General features: G+C 47.8%; 15 protein-coding genes. 2 read left to right on the forward strand and 13 right to left on the reverse strand.

Going from position 1 to position 19,883, the window contains the following annotated elements:
* Position 1: 1 nt before the first annotated feature.
* Positions 2–1,009 (reverse strand): response regulator, encoded by a 1,008-nt coding sequence (locus tag KG631_RS13650; RefSeq protein WP_214000240.1) that lies wholly within the window; start codon positions 1,007–1,009, stop codon positions 2–4.
* A 130-nt stretch (positions 1,010–1,139) separates the two neighbouring features.
* Here KG631_RS13650 and tpx point away from each other — a divergent pair, with 130 nt between their 5' ends.
* Both tpx and KG631_RS13660 read left to right on the forward strand, forming a co-directional pair.
* Complete coding sequence (gene tpx / locus KG631_RS13655) at positions 1,140–1,760, forward strand: thiol peroxidase (protein WP_214000241.1); 621 nt, start codon at positions 1,140–1,142, stop codon at positions 1,758–1,760.
* Between the two features lie 183 nt (positions 1,761–1,943).
* Complete coding sequence (locus KG631_RS13660) at positions 1,944–2,441, forward strand: Hsp20 family protein (RefSeq protein WP_214000242.1); 498 nt, start codon at positions 1,944–1,946, stop codon at positions 2,439–2,441.
* A 93-nt stretch (positions 2,442–2,534) separates the two neighbouring features.
* On the opposite strand, the gene adk is transcribed toward KG631_RS13660, so the two are convergent.
* The 12 genes from adk to KG631_RS19260 all read right to left on the reverse strand — a co-directional run bounded on the left by adk (position 2,535) and on the right by KG631_RS19260 (position 19,842).
* Positions 2,535–3,179 (reverse strand): adenylate kinase, encoded by a 645-nt coding sequence (gene adk, locus KG631_RS13665; RefSeq protein ID WP_214000243.1) that lies wholly within the window; start codon positions 3,177–3,179, stop codon positions 2,535–2,537.
* 220 nt (positions 3,180–3,399) lie between these two features.
* Entirely contained in the window at positions 3,400–5,331 is a 1,932-nt protein-coding gene (locus tag KG631_RS13670; protein WP_214000244.1) for a methyl-accepting chemotaxis protein, read from the reverse strand.
* A 134-nt stretch (positions 5,332–5,465) separates the two neighbouring features.
* Positions 5,466–7,391, reverse strand: a complete 1,926-nt coding sequence (gene htpG, locus KG631_RS13675; protein ID WP_214000245.1) for a molecular chaperone HtpG — start codon at positions 7,389–7,391, stop codon at positions 5,466–5,468.
* 122 nt (positions 7,392–7,513) lie between these two features.
* Entirely contained in the window at positions 7,514–8,116 is a 603-nt protein-coding gene (gene recR / locus KG631_RS13680; protein ID WP_214000246.1) for a recombination mediator RecR, read from the reverse strand.
* A gap of 18 nt (positions 8,117–8,134) precedes the next feature.
* Complete coding sequence (locus KG631_RS13685) at positions 8,135–8,461, reverse strand: YbaB/EbfC family nucleoid-associated protein (RefSeq protein WP_214000247.1); 327 nt, start codon at positions 8,459–8,461, stop codon at positions 8,135–8,137.
* Positions 8,462–8,547: 86 nt separating this feature from the next.
* The gene (locus KG631_RS13690; RefSeq protein WP_214000248.1) at positions 8,548–9,180 is read right to left on the reverse strand and encodes a DNA polymerase III subunit gamma/tau C-terminal domain-containing protein; all 633 of its coding nucleotides are present in this window, start codon (positions 9,178–9,180) and stop codon (positions 8,548–8,550) included.
* Positions 9,162–10,640 carry a DNA polymerase III subunit gamma/tau gene (dnaX, locus tag KG631_RS13695; RefSeq protein ID WP_214000249.1) on the reverse strand — a complete coding sequence of 493 codons (1,479 nt, stop codon included), beginning with the start codon at positions 10,638–10,640 and terminating at the stop codon, positions 9,162–9,164. The genes KG631_RS13690 and dnaX overlap by 19 nt, the downstream gene beginning before the upstream one ends.
* Positions 10,641–10,685: 45 nt before the next feature.
* Entirely contained in the window at positions 10,686–11,234 is a 549-nt protein-coding gene (gene apt / locus KG631_RS13700) for an adenine phosphoribosyltransferase (RefSeq protein WP_214000250.1), read from the reverse strand.
* Positions 11,235–11,548: 314 nt separating this feature from the next.
* Positions 11,549–14,521 carry a TonB-dependent receptor gene (locus KG631_RS13705; protein ID WP_214000251.1) on the reverse strand — a complete coding sequence of 991 codons (2,973 nt, stop codon included), beginning with the start codon at positions 14,519–14,521 and terminating at the stop codon, positions 11,549–11,551.
* A 239-nt stretch (positions 14,522–14,760) separates the two neighbouring features.
* Positions 14,761–17,313, reverse strand: coding sequence for a radical SAM protein (locus KG631_RS13710; RefSeq protein WP_214000252.1), 2,553 nt, complete (start codon positions 17,311–17,313; stop codon positions 14,761–14,763).
* A 182-nt stretch (positions 17,314–17,495) separates the two neighbouring features.
* Positions 17,496–17,789, reverse strand: coding sequence for a hypothetical protein (locus KG631_RS13715; RefSeq protein ID WP_214000253.1), 294 nt, complete (start codon positions 17,787–17,789; stop codon positions 17,496–17,498).
* A gap of 121 nt (positions 17,790–17,910) precedes the next feature.
* Positions 17,911–19,842, reverse strand: coding sequence for a prolyl oligopeptidase family serine peptidase (locus tag KG631_RS19260; RefSeq protein ID WP_214000254.1), 1,932 nt, complete (start codon positions 19,840–19,842; stop codon positions 17,911–17,913).
* Positions 19,843–19,883: the final 41 nt, after the last annotated feature.

Genomic DNA, 19,883 nt, shown 5'->3' on the forward strand with positions numbered 1-19,883 from the left:
GTTATTCTTCCAGTAAAAAAGCAACTTTTTGCTTCATGGTTTTCACACTGTCTTCGGTAAACAACAGTAGCAAATCACAATTAATATTGTAGTTTTCGATACCGTAACTAAGCTCTATCGCCAGAGTTTTGCGCCAGCGCCGGGCGTTGGCTTTAATTAATTCACTGACCGGTGCATGCTGGCCCAGAACTACCGGATGGCCCTGGCTGAAGCTCATATCTAATTGCTCAGCTATACCTTTTAATACAGCGCCAATCAGAATATTGGCCACATCCATTAACAGTTCTAGTTCCGTTGACGGGGTTAATTCACCCTGGAAATTAAGCAGGCTGGCAATATCCTTAAAACTGGAATCGGTCAGGATCAGCAGTGCTTCACCAGCCACCCCGCCGCCGATAAATCCCTGACACACCGCTGACGTAGAAGAATGTTGCTCTACCGAAGCCAGTGCCATATGCAACTCACTGACTTCAATAACATTAACATTCGGGATTGGCAGTTTTACAAACACATTCAGTAATCTTGCCAGTAAATCACCGGCCTGCCCCATGGCCACATTGGTAATTTCCTGAAACACATCGCGCATTTCGGCATTTAATTCAGTATCAGTAATGCGTTTATTCTGCGCTGGCATCGCCGACGGTTGGCGCAAGCTGACGCTTTGCAGGATAACCTGAAGTTTTGCGGCATCCACTGGCTTACGAATAAAGTCAAGCGCACCTAATTCCATCACCCTCTGATAAGCTTCAGGCTGAACGTCACCAGACACCACCACAACGTTGACGTTAAGCTGCCGCTTTTTCAGCTCCGCTAACACCTGATACCCATCCATGATCGGCATATTCAAGTCAAGAAACAGCCAATCAATCGATTCCTTCTGCAAGGTCGCCAGCGCATCGGCACCATGGCCGGCAAAATGAACACTGTCCTGCCAGTCCTGTGGTAAGATCCGGGCAAGTTGCTTGCGTGCCAGATTCGAGTCATCACATATCAGTACAGCGGTGGTCATTGGGCACTCACTTTAATGCTTCGTCTGTCTATAATAGACGCAAAACTGCTTTTGATGACAGCAGTCGGGGCAAATAAATTGCGTTGTGGGTTTGAATACCATTAAATTCCAGATAATTAGGACAATCACTATGTTAAGTCAGTTTAGAAAATCATTATTCCTGAACACATTGTTATGCGCGACTTTAATTAGTCTACCCGCAACCGCAATTGATCTCACCGCTGAATTAGCCAGCAGAGTCAGTAATGTTAAAGCAGGCAACCAACAGGTTGTGTTGCTGGGGCAGGAGTTAAAAACAGGCCAACCGGCGCCCGACTTTAAAGTTGTCGACAATAATTTTAAAACGGTGCAGTTAAGTGACTTCAGCGGTAAAACCATCCTGATTAGTGTCGTACCCAGTATAGACACGGGCATCTGTTCATTACAAACCAAACGCTTTAACAGTGAGGTGGCGGATATGCCTGAAGGCGTGGTGCTGCTGACGATCAGTACCGATTTACCCTTTGCTCAGAAACGCTACTGCCAGCAAGAACAAGTGGCTGATATGGCAGTATTATCCGATGCCGTATGGCGCGATTTTGGCAGTAACTACGGTTTACTGATTAAGGACATGGGCTTGCTCACCCGGGCAATTCTCCTGATTGATGAAGCAGGGAAAATCCGCTATCAGCAATTGGTACCGGAACTGGCACAAGAGCCCGACTACGATGCCGCATTAACCGCCCTGGCAAACCTGCTGAAAAAACCGTAATCCGGCTAGTAAAAAATTTTAATTTCTCCTCTTGAAAATTAGGTAAGTAACCTTATTTCTGTAGCAGGTGGCCTGATAAGGCATCTGCTACAGCGAGTCAGCAGCGTCCCTGCTTAACCGCTGATTACCCGTTCATTTGAAGGGTATTTACTAACCATTTTGCTATCTACAGAGGATTTGGCTATGAACAACTTAGATTTTACTCCGTTTTACCGTTCTTTTATTGGTTTTGATCATCTGGCGAACCTGATGAATGCGGCTGCACGTAATGAAAAGCAGCCAGCGTATCCGCCTTACAACATCGAGGTTACCGGTGAAGATCAATACTGCATCACGATGGCCGTTGCCGGCTTTACTGAGCAGGAATTGTCAATTGAAACTGAAAACAATACCTTAGTGGTACAGGGTCAGAAAGACAGCAAGGATGATGGCCGGCATTTTGTTCATCAGGGCATTGCTGAGCGCAATTTTGAACGAAAATTCCAATTGTCTGATTATGTCAAAGTAACCGGTGCATCGCTGGAAAACGGCTTATTGCACATTGCGCTGGTCCGGGAAGTCCCTGAGGCGTTAAAACCGAGAAAAATTGCGATTGGCAATATTAAACAACCACAGCTGGTCACTGACGACAGTGCCGGCAAACAGGAAAACAGTAAGGTTAAAACCGCTGTAAACGGCTAAACCGCCTGCAACGGCTAAAACCACCTGCTCTGGCAGGTGGTTTTACCATAACAAAAGCCCTCAGTTGAGGGCTTTTGTGTTACTGAGACCGGTTTAATCCAGCAGTTTGACCAAAGTGGCACTTATTTCATCGACCGGCTTGGTGCCATCTACATAATGATACTGGGTTTCACCGGCGGCCGCCGCTTTGCGGTAGTAGCCGACCAGCAGCTCGGTTTGTTCATGATAAATTGCCAGCCGCTTGCGAACAGTTGCTTCTTCATCATCAGCCCGGATGACCAGTTCTTCACCGGTTTCATCATCTTTGCCAGCAACTTTAGGTGGGTTGTAGTTTATATGATAAACGCGACCCGATGCCGGGTGCACCCGACGACCACTCATCCGCTCAACAATAACATCATCTGGTACGTCGAACTCAATAACATGATCAACCACAACGCCGTTGTCTTTCATGGCATTGGCTTGCGGAATGGTCCGGGGGAAACCGTCAAGTAAGAAACCACTACTGCAATCATCTTTAGCTATGCGCTCTTTTACCAGACCAATAATAATATCATCTGATACTAACTGACCGGCATCCATTACCTGCTTTGCTGCCAATCCCAGTTCCGTTCCCTCTTTGATTGCTGAGCGGAGCATATCACCGGTTGAAATTTGGGGGATCCCATATTTATTCATCAAAAACTGAGCTTGGGTTCCTTTTCCGGCACCCGGGGCCCCCAACAAAATGATACGCATAACAACACCCTCGTGTTCTGGGATTATTCAAATATTTATAGAACCGAATCTTTACACAATGTGCTTGCTGAAACAAGAATTTTGTCCACTGGTGCTACCTGAAGTGGCGTATTTACTAGCCTTTAGTCGATAGCCTTGCCAACAGCAGGCTCTGACGCCGTTTATTCGTTAAAGCGCCAGAAAGTCCCGCTTTTCCGGCTGCGCCAATGACAGATACCGACTAAAGTCTGAAGCGACGCACCAGCTCCTGTAATTGCTCTGCCAGCTCGGACAGCGCATCACTTGCCCGGGCAGACTGCACGACATTTTCACTATTTTGTACAGCAACATCACTTATCCGGTGAATATTCTGGTTAATATCGCGAGACACTGTTGTTTGCTGCTCGGTTGCACTGGCTATCTGGTGGGCGGTGCTACTAATCAGTTCAACCGCTTCACTTATGGCGTGCAGGGCCTGGCCAGCGCTGCCAGCACTGTCAGCAGTGGCTTTGGCTGAGTGCTCACTACTATGATTAGCCTGCACGGCTCTCTCAGTCCCCGCCTGTAATTTTTCTATCATTTGCTTAATTTCGGTGGTTGAATCTTTCGTCCGGCTGGCCAGGGTACGTACCTCATCAGCCACCACTGCAAACCCGCGGCCACTCTCACCCGCCCGTGCTGCTTCAATTGCCGCATTTAATGCTAACAAATTAGTTTGCTCTGCAATGCTCTCAATAACCTGCAAAATACTACCAATATGGTCGCTGTCCTGTTTTAGTAAATTAATAATTTCAGAGGCTTTGCTGACTTCAGCTGACAATTTAGTCAAATCAGTTAAAGTCGTACTGACAATCTGCTGGCCATGAGCCGTTTCACGCTCAGCTGCTGTCGCCGCCTGTGCTGCCTGCTGGGTATTGCGTGATACTTCCTCCAGCGAGCTGGTCATCTGGTTCATCGCCACGGCAGAGTTATTAATCTCGCTGTTTTGCTGCTCAATACCACTGCGGGTATGCTCATTAATTTTAGCCAGTTCTGTCGCCGCTGACGCAACCTGATCAGAGTAGTCACCAACCTGGCCTATCATGTTACGTAGGTTTTGCTGCATGCTGGAAATTGATGCAAGCAAACTACTGTTATCACCTGGCCTGAGGGCTATCCGGGCAGTGAGGTCGCCCTCTGCGACCTGATGCACAGCTGCGGCAGCATATTCCGGTTCACCACCAAGTAATTTGGTGACGTTGCGCACTAACATGATGCAGATCAGCGCTGCGATAATCAGCACCACCAGCGAGATAACAAACAATGTCCAGAACATGGTTCTTACATCGCTCATGGCGTCTGCTTGACGACTTTCCAGTACTAATGACCAACCGAGCATCGGGATGAAGTTATAACTACCGAATACCTCAGTGTCGGCGGCATTCTGATATTGTCCCACCCCGCTTTGCTTCGCCCTGACCGCATCGGCTGCGTCAGTAGTCAATGCGCCGCTCACCCCCTTTAGCGAGGCGGCCTCGGTAATGGCAGCACCATCACTGTCCAGTAGGTAAATTTCTGTATAGCTGTCATGACTTAGCTCGTTCACCATCTCAAAAATCGTACTGAGCTGAACGGCGCCGCGCATGACCCCAACGACCTGACCATTCAGGCGAATAGGAATTGCCACCGTACTGACTCTGGCGCCAGTCGCCCGCGACACTATCGGTTGCGAAAACGCATCCTGCCCGGCAATTGCCTGCTTAAACCAGGCCCTGTCAGCAACGTTGAAATCCTGCGCTTCAGCAGAAGACAAAACCCGGGCCTGGCCGTTGGCATAGCTGACTCCCGCCTGGCCCCGGCCATCCGGCCCCACCACGAAAATAGTGTCATAATAGCCCTGACTTTGCGCCATCGCCTGCATTAAGCTGCTACTAAGAGCCAAATCACCTTGCTGAACCTGAGCCAGCGCAGCCAGATAGCGCATCTCTTCCTGGCGAACCAGCAACCAATTTGTAAATGCTTCAGCACTGGCATTACCGTTATTTTGTAAATTGCTAAGAACCGCTTCTGTGCGGGCGTTTTTATATTCAATAAAAACCAGGCTGGTCAGCACCACAATCGACAGTAAAATCAGCCCTACCATACTGACAGTCAGCCTGACCCCCAGGCTAAGGCTTTTCCAACTCGACCCCATTATGCTCTCCCACTTCTAAACCAGATATTGGACTGAGTATAGTGTGCAATCAGGAAGAAGCGAGGCGGGAAGTACAAATAGAAAAAGCCCGCTGATGCAACAGCATCGGCGGGCTTTCAATTAAAAGCAGTAAATTACTTTGCCAGTGACAACAGTAAGTTATTCAAACGGGTTACATAACTGGCAGGGTTTTTCAAACTGCCACGTTCAGCCAGTAATGCCTGCTCAAACAACACCTGAGCCCATTCATTAAAGCGGGCATCATCGGTTTCATTGGCAATATGTTTCACCAACTGATGTTCCGGGTTCAGCTCAAAAATCGGTTTTACGTCCGGTACTTTCTGACCAACCGACTCCATCAGCTTCATCATCTGGGTACTCATATCATGTTCATCAGTCACCACACAGGCCGGGCTGTCAGTTAAACGGTGGCTGACCTTCACTTCTTTTACTTCGTCACCCAGGGCCGTTTTAAAGCGTTCCAACACGCTGGCAAAGGCTTCAGCCGTTTCCTGCTGGGCTTTTTTGGTTTCCTCATCATCCAGTTTAGAGAGATCTAAGCCGCCTTTGGCAACCGAGCGCAACTTCTTCTCACTGAACTCTGGTAAATGCTGGATTAGCCACTCGTCAATCCGGTCTGACAACAACAGTACTTCCAGACCTTTTTTGCGGAATACTTCCAGATGCGGGCTGTGCTTGGCGGCCTGATAGCTATCGGCAACCACATAGTAAATTTCATCCTGTCCTTCTTTCATCCGGCTGATGTAATCCGCCAGCGCCACATTCTGGGTAGCGTCGTCGTTATGGGTAGAAGCAAACCGCAGCAAACCGGCTATCTGCTCTTTGTTAGCCATATCTTCTGCCGGGCCTTCTTTTAGCACCTGGCCAAACTCATCCCAGAACAGCTGGTACTGCTCAGGATCTTTCGCCAGTTTATCCAGCATTTTTAAGGTACGGCTGGTACAGCCCTTACGCAGGCTTTGAGTAACTTTGGTATCCTGCAGAATTTCACGTGATACGTTTAATGGTAAATCGCTGGAATCCAGCACGCCTTTAATAAAGCGCAGGTAGCTTGGCATAAACTGCTCGGCGTCATCCATAATAAACACACGCTGCACATACAGTTTTAAGCCGTGCTTCGCTTCACGGTTCCACATATCAAAAGGCGCTTTTTTCGGCACATATAATAGGCTGGTATAATTGCTGCTACCTTCTACTTTATTATGGCTCCAGCTTAGCGGCTCACTCCAGTCATGCGAGATATGCTTATAAAACTCCTGATACTCCTGCTCGGTGATCTCTGATTTATCACGGGTCCAAAGTGCTGTAGCTTTATTTACCGCCTGCCAGCTACCTTCGGTACCCGGAATTTTCTCACCCTCTTCTTCCCGCTCCGGGGTGCCTTCCTGCCACATTTCGACTGGAATGCTGATATGGTCTGAGTATTTGGTGATAATGCTTTCTACTTTCCAGCGGCTTAAAAACTCATCTTCACCTTCGCGTAAATGCAGAATAATGTCGGTACCCCGACTTTCTTTATCAATCGGCGCCAGGGTATATTCGCCCTCACCTGACGACTCCCACTCTACCGCTTCAGTGGTACCGGCTTTGCGGGTACGAACCGTTACCTTATCAGCAACAATAAAGGCAGAATAGAAACCGACACCAAACTGGCCGATTAATTTTGAATCTTTACTCTGATCACCAGATAACTGCGAGAAAAACTCTTTGGTACCCGATTTAGCAATAGTTCCCAGGTGCGAAATAACTTCCTGCTCCGTCATACCGATACCGTTGTCGCTGACGGTCAGTGTCCGCTTGCTTTCATCCAGACTGATCCGGACTTTCAGTTCGCCGTCATCGCCATACAAGCTGGAGTCTGACAGCGCCAGAAAACGCAGTTTATCAGCTGCATCAGAGGCGTTAGAGACCAATTCACGCAGGAATATTTCTTTATTGGAATACAGTGAATGGATCATCAGGTTAAGCAGTTGTTTCACTTCTGCCTGAAAGCCATGAGTCTGCTTCTGTCCAGGGTTAGTGGCAGTATTATCACTCATTATCGGGTCCTCGAACGTAGTTTTTACAGGAATAATAAGACGCGGTTGCGCCCGTCAGTTGCCTGTTATATGGGGGAGTGGCTCGCGGAATTCAAGTTAAAAAATAGCGAAGGAATAACGATTCAGAAGGTTTTGCGGCCACTAAAGGCATGGGATAAGGTAGTACCATCAATATATTCCAGCTCTCCGCCAACCGGTACGCCCTGGGCCAGGCGGGTTACCGGGATTTGGTACTTATTGCACAGCTCTGCCAGGTAATAGGCCGTAGCATCCCCCTCTACGGTCGGATTCGTTGCCAGTATCACTTCGCTGATCTGGCCTTTTGCCAGCTGTATTTCCAACCGATCGAGTCCCAGCTCGGCCGGGCCGATACCGTCGAGTGGTGAAATATAGCCCATCAGCACGAAGTATAAACCGTTGAACTGGCCGGTATGCTCAATTGCCAGCTGGTCTGACGCCGAACCAACCACACAAAGGGTGCCGGCTTGCTGTCGCAACGGGTCAGCACAAAGCGCGCAAATATCAGCTTCGCAGAAAGTCCGGCAACATTGGCAATGCCCTACTTTATCCATTGCCCGGGTTAACGCGGCCCCCAGGCGCTCACCGCCTTCACGGTTGCGTTCCAGCAAATGAAATGCCATACGCTGCGCCGATTTCGGGCCAACGCCGGGTAATACCCGCAGTGCTTCAATTAATTGCTGAACCAGAGGAGCCAGTTTACTCATACTACTGTACTACCTGTATCAGAACGGTAACTTCATACCCGGTGGCAACTGCATGCCGCCGGTTACTTTGGCCATTTGCTCTTTGTTGTTATCTTCAACCCGCCGTACTGCATCATTTAACGCTGCAGCAACTAAGTCTTCCAGCATTTCTTTATCGTCAGCCAGTAAACTATCGTCAATTTCTACCCGCCGCACAGTATGGCTGCCGGTCATAGTAATTTTCACCAGGCCTGCACCCGACTCGCCTGTCACTTCCATATTGGCAATTTCGGCTTGCACCTTTTGCATTTTTTCCTGCATGGCTTGCGCCTGCTTCATAATGTTGCCCATACCGCCTTTAAACATAGTTGTTTCTCTCTGTTAAGATTGTTGGCGCCAAGATAATCAGTTGCGCCTTAAATTACAAGTCAACCTGCAACGGTAACGCTGTGTTAGTTTACCTGCAGGGTGTCCAATAACAAACTGGCATCAAATTGCTGTTGTAACTGTTGTACTTTCGGATCTTGCTGCATCAACCGGCTGACATAGCTAAGGCGCTCCTGCTCTATCCGCTGCTGAATAGCCAGCGGACATTGCGGTACATCGTTGCTATAGTTTATCTGCAATTGCAATGGCTGGCCAATTGCTTCAGACAACAAGCTCAATAACTGAGCGCGAAAATCACTGCTATCCAGATGCTGCTGGCTTTGGTGGACACAGAGGGCAAGCCGTTGCTCGTTTAACTGCATAGCACTGTTTAGCAGGAACAAGCGCATCAGGCCTCCTACCGGCATTTTTTCAATCAGTGCCGCCCAGCTATCAACTTCAGCAGCGAACCGAATTGAAAAATTCTGCTCGTTAATTTCACCGTCAAACACTTTGCCCGGATCAGCCTGCTGATGAGTTTGCTGCCATAATGAATCCAGCATGGCCTGATTGGCTGGATCTTCCGGGTACAGCTGTTCAGTTTCAGGGTCAGTTTCATCCGGATACTCAGATACCGACTGGTTGCCAATTGCCGGCAGGTCATTTGCCTGTGCTGCCGGTAACGCTACAGCACTAACAGTCAGCGCTTTACTGCGCATAATACTTTTTTGTTGGGGTTCAATTGTCGGGACTTTGCCAATGGCGGGCACCGGCACTGGCCGGTGCTCAGGCTTTTTGGCGGTGTCGCTCCGGCTTCCGCCGTCAGACCACGGCGTTTAATGATACTGGCAGTCAGCGGGTCAATACTTTCCACCGCTGAAACGGGCTCTGCAGGCCCAACGTGCTGAGGAATGGTGGCAGATTGCGCTGGATGTTGCGCCGTTTTTTGTTGCTTAGCGGGTTGCTCTGGCGCAGCAGCCACAGCAGGCTCCGCAACTGCTTTGTCAGCAGTTACCGCTATCGGTGCTGCTGCCGGTTGGGTTGATACTGCCGCCCGCCCCGGAGCGCTCTGTGCTGCTTCAGGCTTTACAGCGGCAGATGCCGGCACAAAAGCCAGTGCCCGTAATAATGCCATTTCCAGGCCGGTCCGTTCATCCGGAGCGTAACCTAGTTCCCGCTTACCGCTTATCAATAACTGATAATACAACTGCAGCGCTTCGGGGCTCTGGCTGGCCGCTATCTTAGTAACAAACTCAGGCTGCTCTGACAATTGCGCAGCTGCAGGTTCTAATTGAGCCAATGCCCCCTGATGCAACAGGGTCAGCATGTCATCCAGCACTCGGCCGTAATCACTATGCTGGCTGATTAACGCTTGCAATTCAGTCTGCATTGCCTGGTAATCGTGGTGCAGAATTGCCCCAAGAATTGCGCTGGCGAATTGCTGATCTAAAAAACCCAGCATCGCGCGCACTGCCTCCAGCGTAAGCTGGCTGTTACTTTGTGCTATGGCTTGATCGGTTAAACTCAGTGAATCACGTAAACTGCCATTGGCTGCTTTAGCCAGTAGCACCAGAGCAGCCGGGTCGAAATCAATCTGTTCTGCTGTCAAAACGTGGCTCAGATGCGCCGCGATCTGATCCTGGCTCAGCGCTTTTAGGCTAAATTGCAGACAGCGTGACAATACCGTTACCGGCAATTTTTGCGGGTCGGTGGTTGCCAGCAGGAACTTTACATGAGGTGGCGGCTCTTCCAGGGTTTTCAGTAAGGCATTAAAACTGTGACGGGACAACATATGCACTTCGTCAATCAGGTACACCTTAAAACGACCCCGGCTTGGCGCATACTGCACGTTGTCGAGCAAATCTCGGGTATCTTCAACTTTAGTGCGCGAGGCAGCATCAATTTCCAGCAGGTCAACAAAATTACCGGCATCTATCTCCTGACAGGCGCTGCAAACGCCACAGGGCGTGGCGGTAATACCAGTTTCACAATTTAAACTTTTGGCGAAAATTCGGGCAATAGTGGTTTTGCCCACACCACGGGTACCGGTAAACAAATAGGCGTGATGCAGACGGCTACTGGTCAGGGCATTACTAAGTGCTGTTTTTACGTGGCTCTGGCCAACCAGTTCGGTAAACTGCTTTGGCCGCCATTTTCTTGCTAAAACCTGATAACTCATGCCACAGCCTGATGCTTAAAGAGATGTTCTGCTATCAGCCTAAACTTATTCGCCGCTATACTCAACCAGACTTAAGATATTTAAACCCAGCGCTTCTAAACGACTGACACCACCCAGTTCTGGCAGAGCAATAACAAAAGCCGCGTGATCGACTGTACCACCCAGGCGGCGCACTAACTGCACGGTGGCATCTATAGTACCGCCGGTTGCCAGTAAGTCATCAACCAGCAGCACTTTGTCACCCGCTTCTATCGCATCAGCGTGCAATTCAAGCGCATCTTCACCGTATTCCAGAGTATAACGTTGTGAAATACGCTCACGTGGCAACTTACCCGGCTTACGAACCGGCACAAATGGAATTCCCAGCGCGTAAGATAACGGTGCACCAAAAATAAAACCGCGTGACTCCGTACCAATAATTTTCTCTATACCCTTGTCGGCATAGTAAGCGGCGAAGGCATCAATTACTTTTTTAAAGGCCGGGCCGTCCTGCATCAGGCTGGTTACATCGCGAAAGGTAATACCCGGCTTCGGGTAATCAGGAACCGTTTTAATAACACGTTTCAGTTCAGTGGCAAGTTGTTGCAAATTCATGGTGCTACCTTTTAAGACCGGTGCCGTTGGGCTAAAGAGATGTAATCAGAACAAAAGCTGGACCCAGCGCACTATTGGCACCAGACAAAGCAAAGCAACAAAAATGGCTACAAACGCCAGAAACTGCCAAAAATTAAATGAATCTTTAAAATTTTCGTCGGCCATGCTACCCACTCTTTGCTAGTAATGAACATTTTAAGGGCGCTAATGGTAATGAATTTACGCCGCTTTGAAAAGCACTGCGGCCTAATAAACTGAAAAGAAAAGCCCCGCAGAATGCGGGGCTTGCTATTTAGCTTCGTATTACAATCAGCTTAGAAATCGTAAGACAAGTTCACGAACGCGCGACGACCAACGAACTCATACTGCGAATACAATATAGAGTTACCGGCAGTACGAACACCGGCTGGCGAGCCTTGCGGTGGGTTCTTGTCAAAGATGTTAGCAATACCCGCTGTCACGTCTACACCAAAAAACTCTTTCTGCACTGATGCATTGTGCAGAATATACGTTGGTGCTTCCGCTACGAAGGTAGACGGCTGACCACGGTAAGTGGTTTGATTACCATTAGCAAAATACTGGTAATCGTCAGTCGCTGATGCATAACGCAGGCTCCAGGTGTAAGTCCACTCATCGCGGTTTAATGTCGCGCTCATGGTACCTACATGCTTCGGATCACCGACATCACCAACGTACTGTGATGCTTCACTGTCCGGGAACTGTTTGAACGAACGTTCAAACTGCACAGTGTGATCCCAACGTAAACGCAATGAACCAAAGTCAAAATCATCCTGGTATGTCAGCATAAAGTCAGTACCGCGAACTTTCTGCTGGGCGACGTTAACATAACCACCACGCACAGTATCAATACCGTAGTCACCGGCTGTACCGTCACGGCGGGTAAACTGGCTACACAGCGGATCGGTTGGGAAGTTCTCTGAACGGTAACATAAACCAATTACTGTACCACCACCCAGGTTAGATACCTGACCGCTGATTACCACATCATAGTAATCTGCTGACAAACCAAAGGTGTCTTCCGGGCTCTTCCAGACCAGGCCAATACCTTTTGATACTGACGTTTCAGCTTCCAGTACCCCTGCACCACCACCGGTGATTGAGGTCATTGAACTACCCGGGTTGACATAATCAGCAGGCACACCATCAGCCTGACAGTTCTGGGCGACCCGCGGGTCGATAGTACCTTCATCCAGACGACCAGCCCAGTTTAAGCATGGGTCATTGCCGGTTTGGTTCAGGAAGCCAGTCTGGCCTTCCAGGAACAATTCAAACAACGCTGGTGCCCGGAACGAGGTACCACGTGAAGCACGTACCTGGAAGCCGTTACCAATTACCCAGTTTGCAGACACTTTATACGTAGTATCTGCGCCATAGGTAGACACATCAGTCCAGCGACCAGAGGCAGTAACATCTAACTGCTCGGCCAGGAATTTGTCCTGTAACAATGGAATATAGAATTCACTGTATACAGCCTTGGTGTCAGCTTTACCACGGGTAATACCGGCACCGGTAGAACCCCACAAGTTACCTGCCAGGGTTGCTTCGCCGGGAATATCGTTCAGTTTATCTTGCTGTAATGAACCACCAACAGCCACACCGACCATACCGGCCGGTAATTCAAATAAATCACCGGTAATGTAAGCATCTATAGTCTGTTGACGATAGCTGGTCTGACCATAATCGGTATCGAACAGGAAGTCTTTGACCTGCTGTGATTGGTTACCATTAATATGATCCGGGCTCAACCAGTCAACTTCAACACAGCTTTTGCCTGACACTGGCGAAGTCGCACCAGCACAAGGACCACCATATACTGCGTTTTGCGCCATAATCATGGCGTCATTTAAAATAACGGCAGTATCATACTCACCTTTGTTATAGCTGTTCTGGTAAGAAATATCCCAGTTCCAGTCACCCAGGGCACCCTCCAGTCCTAAAACATAACGACTGTAATTGATGGTAGTCTTATTACCACTATGGTCAGTCATCGCTACCGGCATAAAGCCTACTGAGCCATCCCAGCCATCAACAGTGCCGCCAAAAATGTAACCATTGGCTGCCAGATTAGCAGTCCAGAACTGACGGAAGCTGTTTACTTCGGTAGTACGCTGGCTTAATGTCAACTCAGAGTATGCAGAGATGCTGTCAGTTAAATCGTAGTCACCCATCATAAATACTGACGCAACTTTACTTTCCGGGATCATTGACTGCCGATCCTGGAATGGGTGGTCAGCATCTGCCCAGCCATCTGAGTCTTTGTCATACGATACCGGATACCAGCCGTTTGGTACGCTGATATTGTCCGGGCCAGGCGTGGTAATCAGGCTGTCAAAGGTAGGCCGGTCAAACTGCTGGAAAAAACCATCATAGTCATACTGTGCTTTAATGCCTGGCAAAAAGTTAGACGCACCAGGTGCATAGTTGAAAATCCAAACGCCATATTGCGATGCGTTACAGTGGTAATCACCGGTCCGCGGGTCAATTGGGTCAGTCCGCTCACCGGTTGACTGGCTGTAGAACATCCGCTCATTACAGGCAAAGTAATCACGATCGCCACGGGCTAATTCAGTCTGTAAGTTGTAATCGGCAACAACCCGGAATGAACCGCGGTCAAAGGTTTTGCCATACGTAGCGTTGATCCGATAGTTCTCACCACCGCTGTCAAATGGTTGATCTAAATTTACCGTAACGTTAGAACCGTCACCTTTTTTGGTAATGATGTTGATAACACCGGCAACCGCGTCAGAGCCGTATAGCGATGAAGCGCCATCTTTTAATACTTCAACCCGGTCTACCGCAGATAATGGAATAGAGTTCAAATCAAAGGCAGCAACCTGACCACGAGTACCGGCAGGACCAGCACGACGGCCGTTTAATAATACCAGGGTACGGTTAGCACCTAAACCACGCATTGAAATCGACTCGTTACCTGCACCACCTGCAGTAACGAAGCCAACCGATAACGCTGAAATCAGCTGGCTGGAACCAGCAGCAACAGTCGACGTACGGAGTAATTCACCCAGAGTGCTCAGGCCCTGATCTTTAGCAATATCAGCGCTAATGATGGTAATAGGCGTGGCATTATCTAAACCATCAGTACGAATACGCGAACCAACAACCTGAATACGTTCGGTTTTTTCTGATTTTGCTTCTTCGTCTTCAGTTTCAGTCTGGGCTGAAACGGCTCCGGCTGCCAGCATGCTGGATGCGGCACCGAAAGCGAAAGCCAGGCGCACGGCTTTGCTTAGTTTGCTATTTGTGAACATTTTGATCTCCCTGGATCACTTTATTTAAAAGTAATTCTTATTTTATTGGTTTCAGAGCTAAGCCAATCAGAGCCAGCCCGGATAAAATTTACTGGCAATAAGTTCTGCCAATAACCTTACCCAATATGCATATCGATTCCTCGCCGGTCAATAAAAAGTTCCGTCATTCATCGCAAATTAAGGCTAATTATCTGATCTGTCTTAATAGCCTGATTAACAGGTCTATTAAGACAGAGAATTCAGGCAGCAGCAAAGTCCGAAACTGATTTTGGCCGCGATACCTCAGAGTGTAGTTCCCAGAAAAACTGATGGGTATCGTACTGCAGATAATTCATATCGACACTGACCATTGAATTCGGATCGGTAACCTCAAATGTTGCAGGAGGGTAACTTGCCAGTGGTTTTTGCAACTGCTTATACTCTTTAAAATAATGCTTAAAATCATGTTGTAGCTGGGCAGTTAGCGGATAGACCAGAGTGTCATCCGGCATGCACAGCAAATTGACCTGCAATACCGTTGCCAGCGCTGAACTGTCTGCCAACTGGTAATGCTGTTGAATAAACATAGCAATTTGCTGATAAAATCCAGCCCAGCCGCCTGGCATGGTTTTATCCTGATTAAAAAACCGCACGGCCCAGCTTATCTGCGGATAACGACCCGGCTCTTCATTAACCTGCTGCAGAATATCGCGTAAGAAGGTTATGGCAGTAATATTATGTTCCCATTGCAAGAAACGCATAACATACCGTAGCAAAGAATAGCCATCTGCCATTACATACATTTGATACATCGCTTTCATATGCGCCAAATCCTGCTCAGTGTAACTGAAACTGGCAATCAGGAAATTATGGGCATCGACCTTTATCTGATATTTCTCTATATAAGCAGGGTCAGCCATTGGGCTGTTAGGCAGTAATTGGGTTGGATAGGCCTTTACTGACACATCCATATCAATATAGCGCTGTAAATCGTTGTCAAAGGCTGCAACAGTAATTCCTGGTAAACCAATCATCAGATCGGTCGATAGCGGTAGCTTTAAGTCGTCAAAGATCTGGGTGAGCTCATCATAACGCTCGGTGCGGATATTTTTACGGTTTATGACATCAAGGGTACCTTCATCTGTGGTCTGAATAGAAATAATACCCTGGCTGATAATACCGCCTTCGGTGAAAATTTTAATAATTTCAACCAACTTCAGTGTCGAGTTCTTGGTGTAATTTACGACCACCTCATGCGGGTAGCCAAATTGCTGTTTAACCGCAACGATATGCCTGGCAATGTCAATATCGCGTTCATACAGGCCAAAATTAGCATCAGCTATCCACATCACCTTAATGTTGTTCTGGCCTATCCAGTCAATTTCCTGTTTGACCCGCTCCATATCAAATTTACGAACTTTCTGGTTAGTCGCAGAGCCCCAGTCACAAAAAGTACAGCCGTAGGGGCAGCCGCGATTAGTTTCAATGATGGCAGCCTCTACCCTACCACCATAACCATCAAAATAACCGGACAAGTAAGGAGAAGGGATCATATCAACCTCTTTCATCCGGGTGCGGCCGGCTGTGTGTACTATGCCCTCGCTAAGCTTATTTCGAAAACTAATGCCGGTAACGCTGGCCAGAGCAAATTCATCAAAAACTGGAACGCCGGCAATATTTTTGGAGATCGTTTCAAAAATTTCGGCAATGGCCACTTCCCCCTCACCATGCACCGCAATATCAACGGAAAGATTAATGCGCATAAAATCTTTACATGCCTGCGGGTAATCGGGCGTGCTGGGGCCGCCGTGTATGGTGAGGTTGTTGCTATTATGTTGCTTGACTGCCTGGCTGATTTGCAGGTTTAAATCTACCGACCACATGTAATTTGAGAACAACCAAACCCCTGGCCCAAACTGGCGGTAAGGGCCGTTGAGCAAATCATTCGGGGTTAGAAAGTTTATCGGAATTAATACAAAACGTTCGAGCAAGATGCCATTTTGATAATGCTGTAACGCACTAAACAACACACCTAATGCCAAAGGCAGGTGATTCTCCATATGTGGCACAAAATAGACCGGGATCCGGCCATCCGGCTTAATATCCTGCCAGCGAGTTGTTACACCTGGCTTAGTTAATGCCGGTTTAAATACCGGAATGTCGTCGACATTACTGTGCACAATTCGTTTTTGCTTTAGCAGCAGCCCCTGGGCGTAAAGCTCATCGATGGCCTGAGATAGCAACTGTACATTGTCAAAAAGGCGAGCTTTATCACTCACAACTTCGGTTTGCGTTTTGCCGTCAGCAAACGCCAGTAACAGTAGTAGTCTGCTAGCTGACAGTGGTATCAGCTGTTGCTGTTGTGCCGACCAGACAGCAAAACCTTGCGGCGTTATCAGGGCAGCAAAGTGAATGCTGACACACAGCGATTCCGGTACCCGTTCTTGCTTTTCTGCTGGCTGCTTCGCCGGCGATAAGACTTCTGGCACCAGTTTTGCTTTTTCAACCACTGCATCAACCAATGCGGTCTCAGCCTTCATTTCAACCGGATCATCAGTTAAAATACCGGCCTGGTGTAATTGCTGAATGCGATTTAGCACAGCCTCAACTTTGATCTGTGGCGCCATTTTCTTTACAACAGCGTCAGCGACGAAGGCATAGCCAATTGCGGTTTTGTCGTGCTCTTTCAGAAAAAATGACAATAGCAGCAGGTCCAGTTCATGCACCAGAAAAGGTTTTGTTACGCCGGAAATCTGGCTGAGCATCAGCTGGCCACCGCGCTGCATAACTATAAATTGGTTGTTAAGGTACAAATCTGTTCGCTCCGGAATTTTGACTACTTTTCACGCTTACACCACAATTTATCACTTAACTGTGTTCGTTTCAGCAGTAATACTTTGCTGCTCCCTTTTTAAATTCCGACAGCCATAGCGACAAGTTTATTTCAGACATAAAAAAAACCACTGCAACAGTGGTTTTTTTCTTAGAGTGAACGTTAACCACCCGGCGGTGGCTCAACCAAAGAACCCTGGGCCCGTTCAAGCTCAGCACGTGCTTCTGCCCGATCAGACTCAATTTGCTCAACAGTGCGGCAATTACGCCGACCAATGTTGCTGCCGGTAGCACGCTCATTCCGACAAATATGGGTGACTTTATCATTATCATCCACGACTTCAAATTCATAGTTACGTGAGGCACGACTATCAGCAGTATCAGTGGTCCCGGTGCTGCTGCAGCCCGCCGCCAATACGCCGGCAAGGCCGATAACCAACAATTTCATCTTTAACATTATTTCTCCCAACCCTGTTGTACGTTCCATTAGGTTTAACATATAGGAACGCCTGGCAACTTGCAAACCTTAAATGTTAATAATTGTAACGTCGTAGTAAGCAGTTAATTATCAACGGGGTTTATTCAACCTTACCAATATGCTTGTCAAAAAACTCAGCCATTTTGCTATAAAGCTCAACCCGATGATCTACTTTGAAAAAGCCATGGCCATCTTCTTTTACCAACCACTCGTAAGGCTTGCCAATTTCATCTAACGCCTTTTTTAAATTATTAGCATGCACAATTGGCACCCGGACGTCTCTCGACCCATGGACGATAAACAGCTCTGCTTTTATTTTATCTACATGATGGACAGGTGAAATTGAACGCATATAGTCATCCCCCACGCCAACGTGCGAGCTGATATACTGCTCAATACTCCCGGACCGGCTGGCGTCAGAGCCATCACCCTTAAAAAATAAAGGCATATCATAAACACCAACATAACCAACACTGCATTTATATAAATCAGGCTCTTTAATTACCCCCCATAGCGCAGCATAACCACCATAACTGCCGCCGTAAATGCAAATTCGTTCTTTGTCAGCAATACCTTGTTCTATAGCCCACAAAGTACCATCGGTAACATCATCCTGCATGGCATGACCCCATTGCAAACGGCCCGCTCGCTGAAAATCATCGCCGTAACCACCTGAACCGCGGAAATTTATTTGTAACACCGCGTAGCCTCTGTTAGCCAGATACTGTACTTCACTGTTATAGCCCCAACTGTCGAATGGACCAAATGGACCACCATGCACATTAACAATAAGCGGTAAATTTTTACCGGCATTGTCAGGTAAGGTCAGTAAACCACGGATCACTTTGCCGTCACGCGCAGTAAAGCTAATTTGCTGCATTGGCTGTAATTGCTCTTTCTTCAGCTTACCAAGTGCAGAAGCAAGATAACGTGCCTGGCCATTTTCAGTATCGTACAAATAAAACTCACCAGGGTTAACATCACTGCTTACCCGAAATAACGCGGTTTTACCGGCCCGATCGAAAGAAGTAATAGAGACAGCCTGGCCAGGAAACGCAGCTTGTAACCCGGCCAGCAATTTAGCATCCCGGTGCTCGCGATTAATAAATTCAACTTCGTTATTAGTTGCCATATAGTCAATGGCAAGCACGTCCCCCTGATGGCTGTAAAAAGCCCGACCGACATCCGAATACGCATGCCGGGCAATCAAACTCACTTCAGAAGTGTTAAAGTCGTAGACAAACACGCCCGCCACATCATCCTGCGCCATATCATGGTTTGATGAAAAATAAGCTCGGCTGTTGTCCGCTGAAAAGCCCAAAGGTCTTACGTCTGGATTAGCACGCTTCGAAGGTAAATCGAGCTGTTGCCAACTATCATTTTTTTTGTAGTGAATAACGGTTTTATTTTCATCAAAGGTATCACCTTTAATATACTCAATACCAATTCGGATTACGCCACTGTTGTCTGCAATCAGGCCGGCAATTACCCCCTGCGGCTGGTCGTCCAGATAACGCTCTTTTGCCCGGTTAATATCAATAGTAAAAGCCCGCATGCCGTTCTTCTCGGCGTAATGACGTTTACCAATTAAAATACGATCTGGCTGGTCTGGCAGTAAATGCAAAATGGTGTAATTAGACCGTTCAGTGCGGAATAACTCTGTGCGACGGGTACCATCAATATTTGCAGCGTACAAATTTACGGCTGTACCATTCATATTAACCAGGTTTCCGGTAATTTCTGCCACTTCCATCAGTACCCGGCTTTTATTACCCCAGTGAAAGTTTACGACATGCATATTTTCGCCAAAAGCAAAACTTGAGGTGACTGCCATATTACTAAGTTTCATTACCGCCAGTTTAACTTCAGTATCTTCTTGAAAAGTAAAGGCAATGTGTTTGCCATCAGGCGAAACCTTCATATTATTGAACTTGGCATGCTCAAAGAAATGCCGTACCGGAATTAACTCGTTTGCCGCAACCGGCATGCCAGCTAGCAACACAACTAAAAAAACAGCTAAAAACTTTTTCACACTACACCCCTGTATTTATTTTCCTGCATAGTACTACAGCC

It is taken from the genome of Arsukibacterium sp., assembly GCF_018402695.1.
Lineage (GTDB): Bacteria > Pseudomonadota > Gammaproteobacteria > Enterobacterales > Alteromonadaceae > Alishewanella.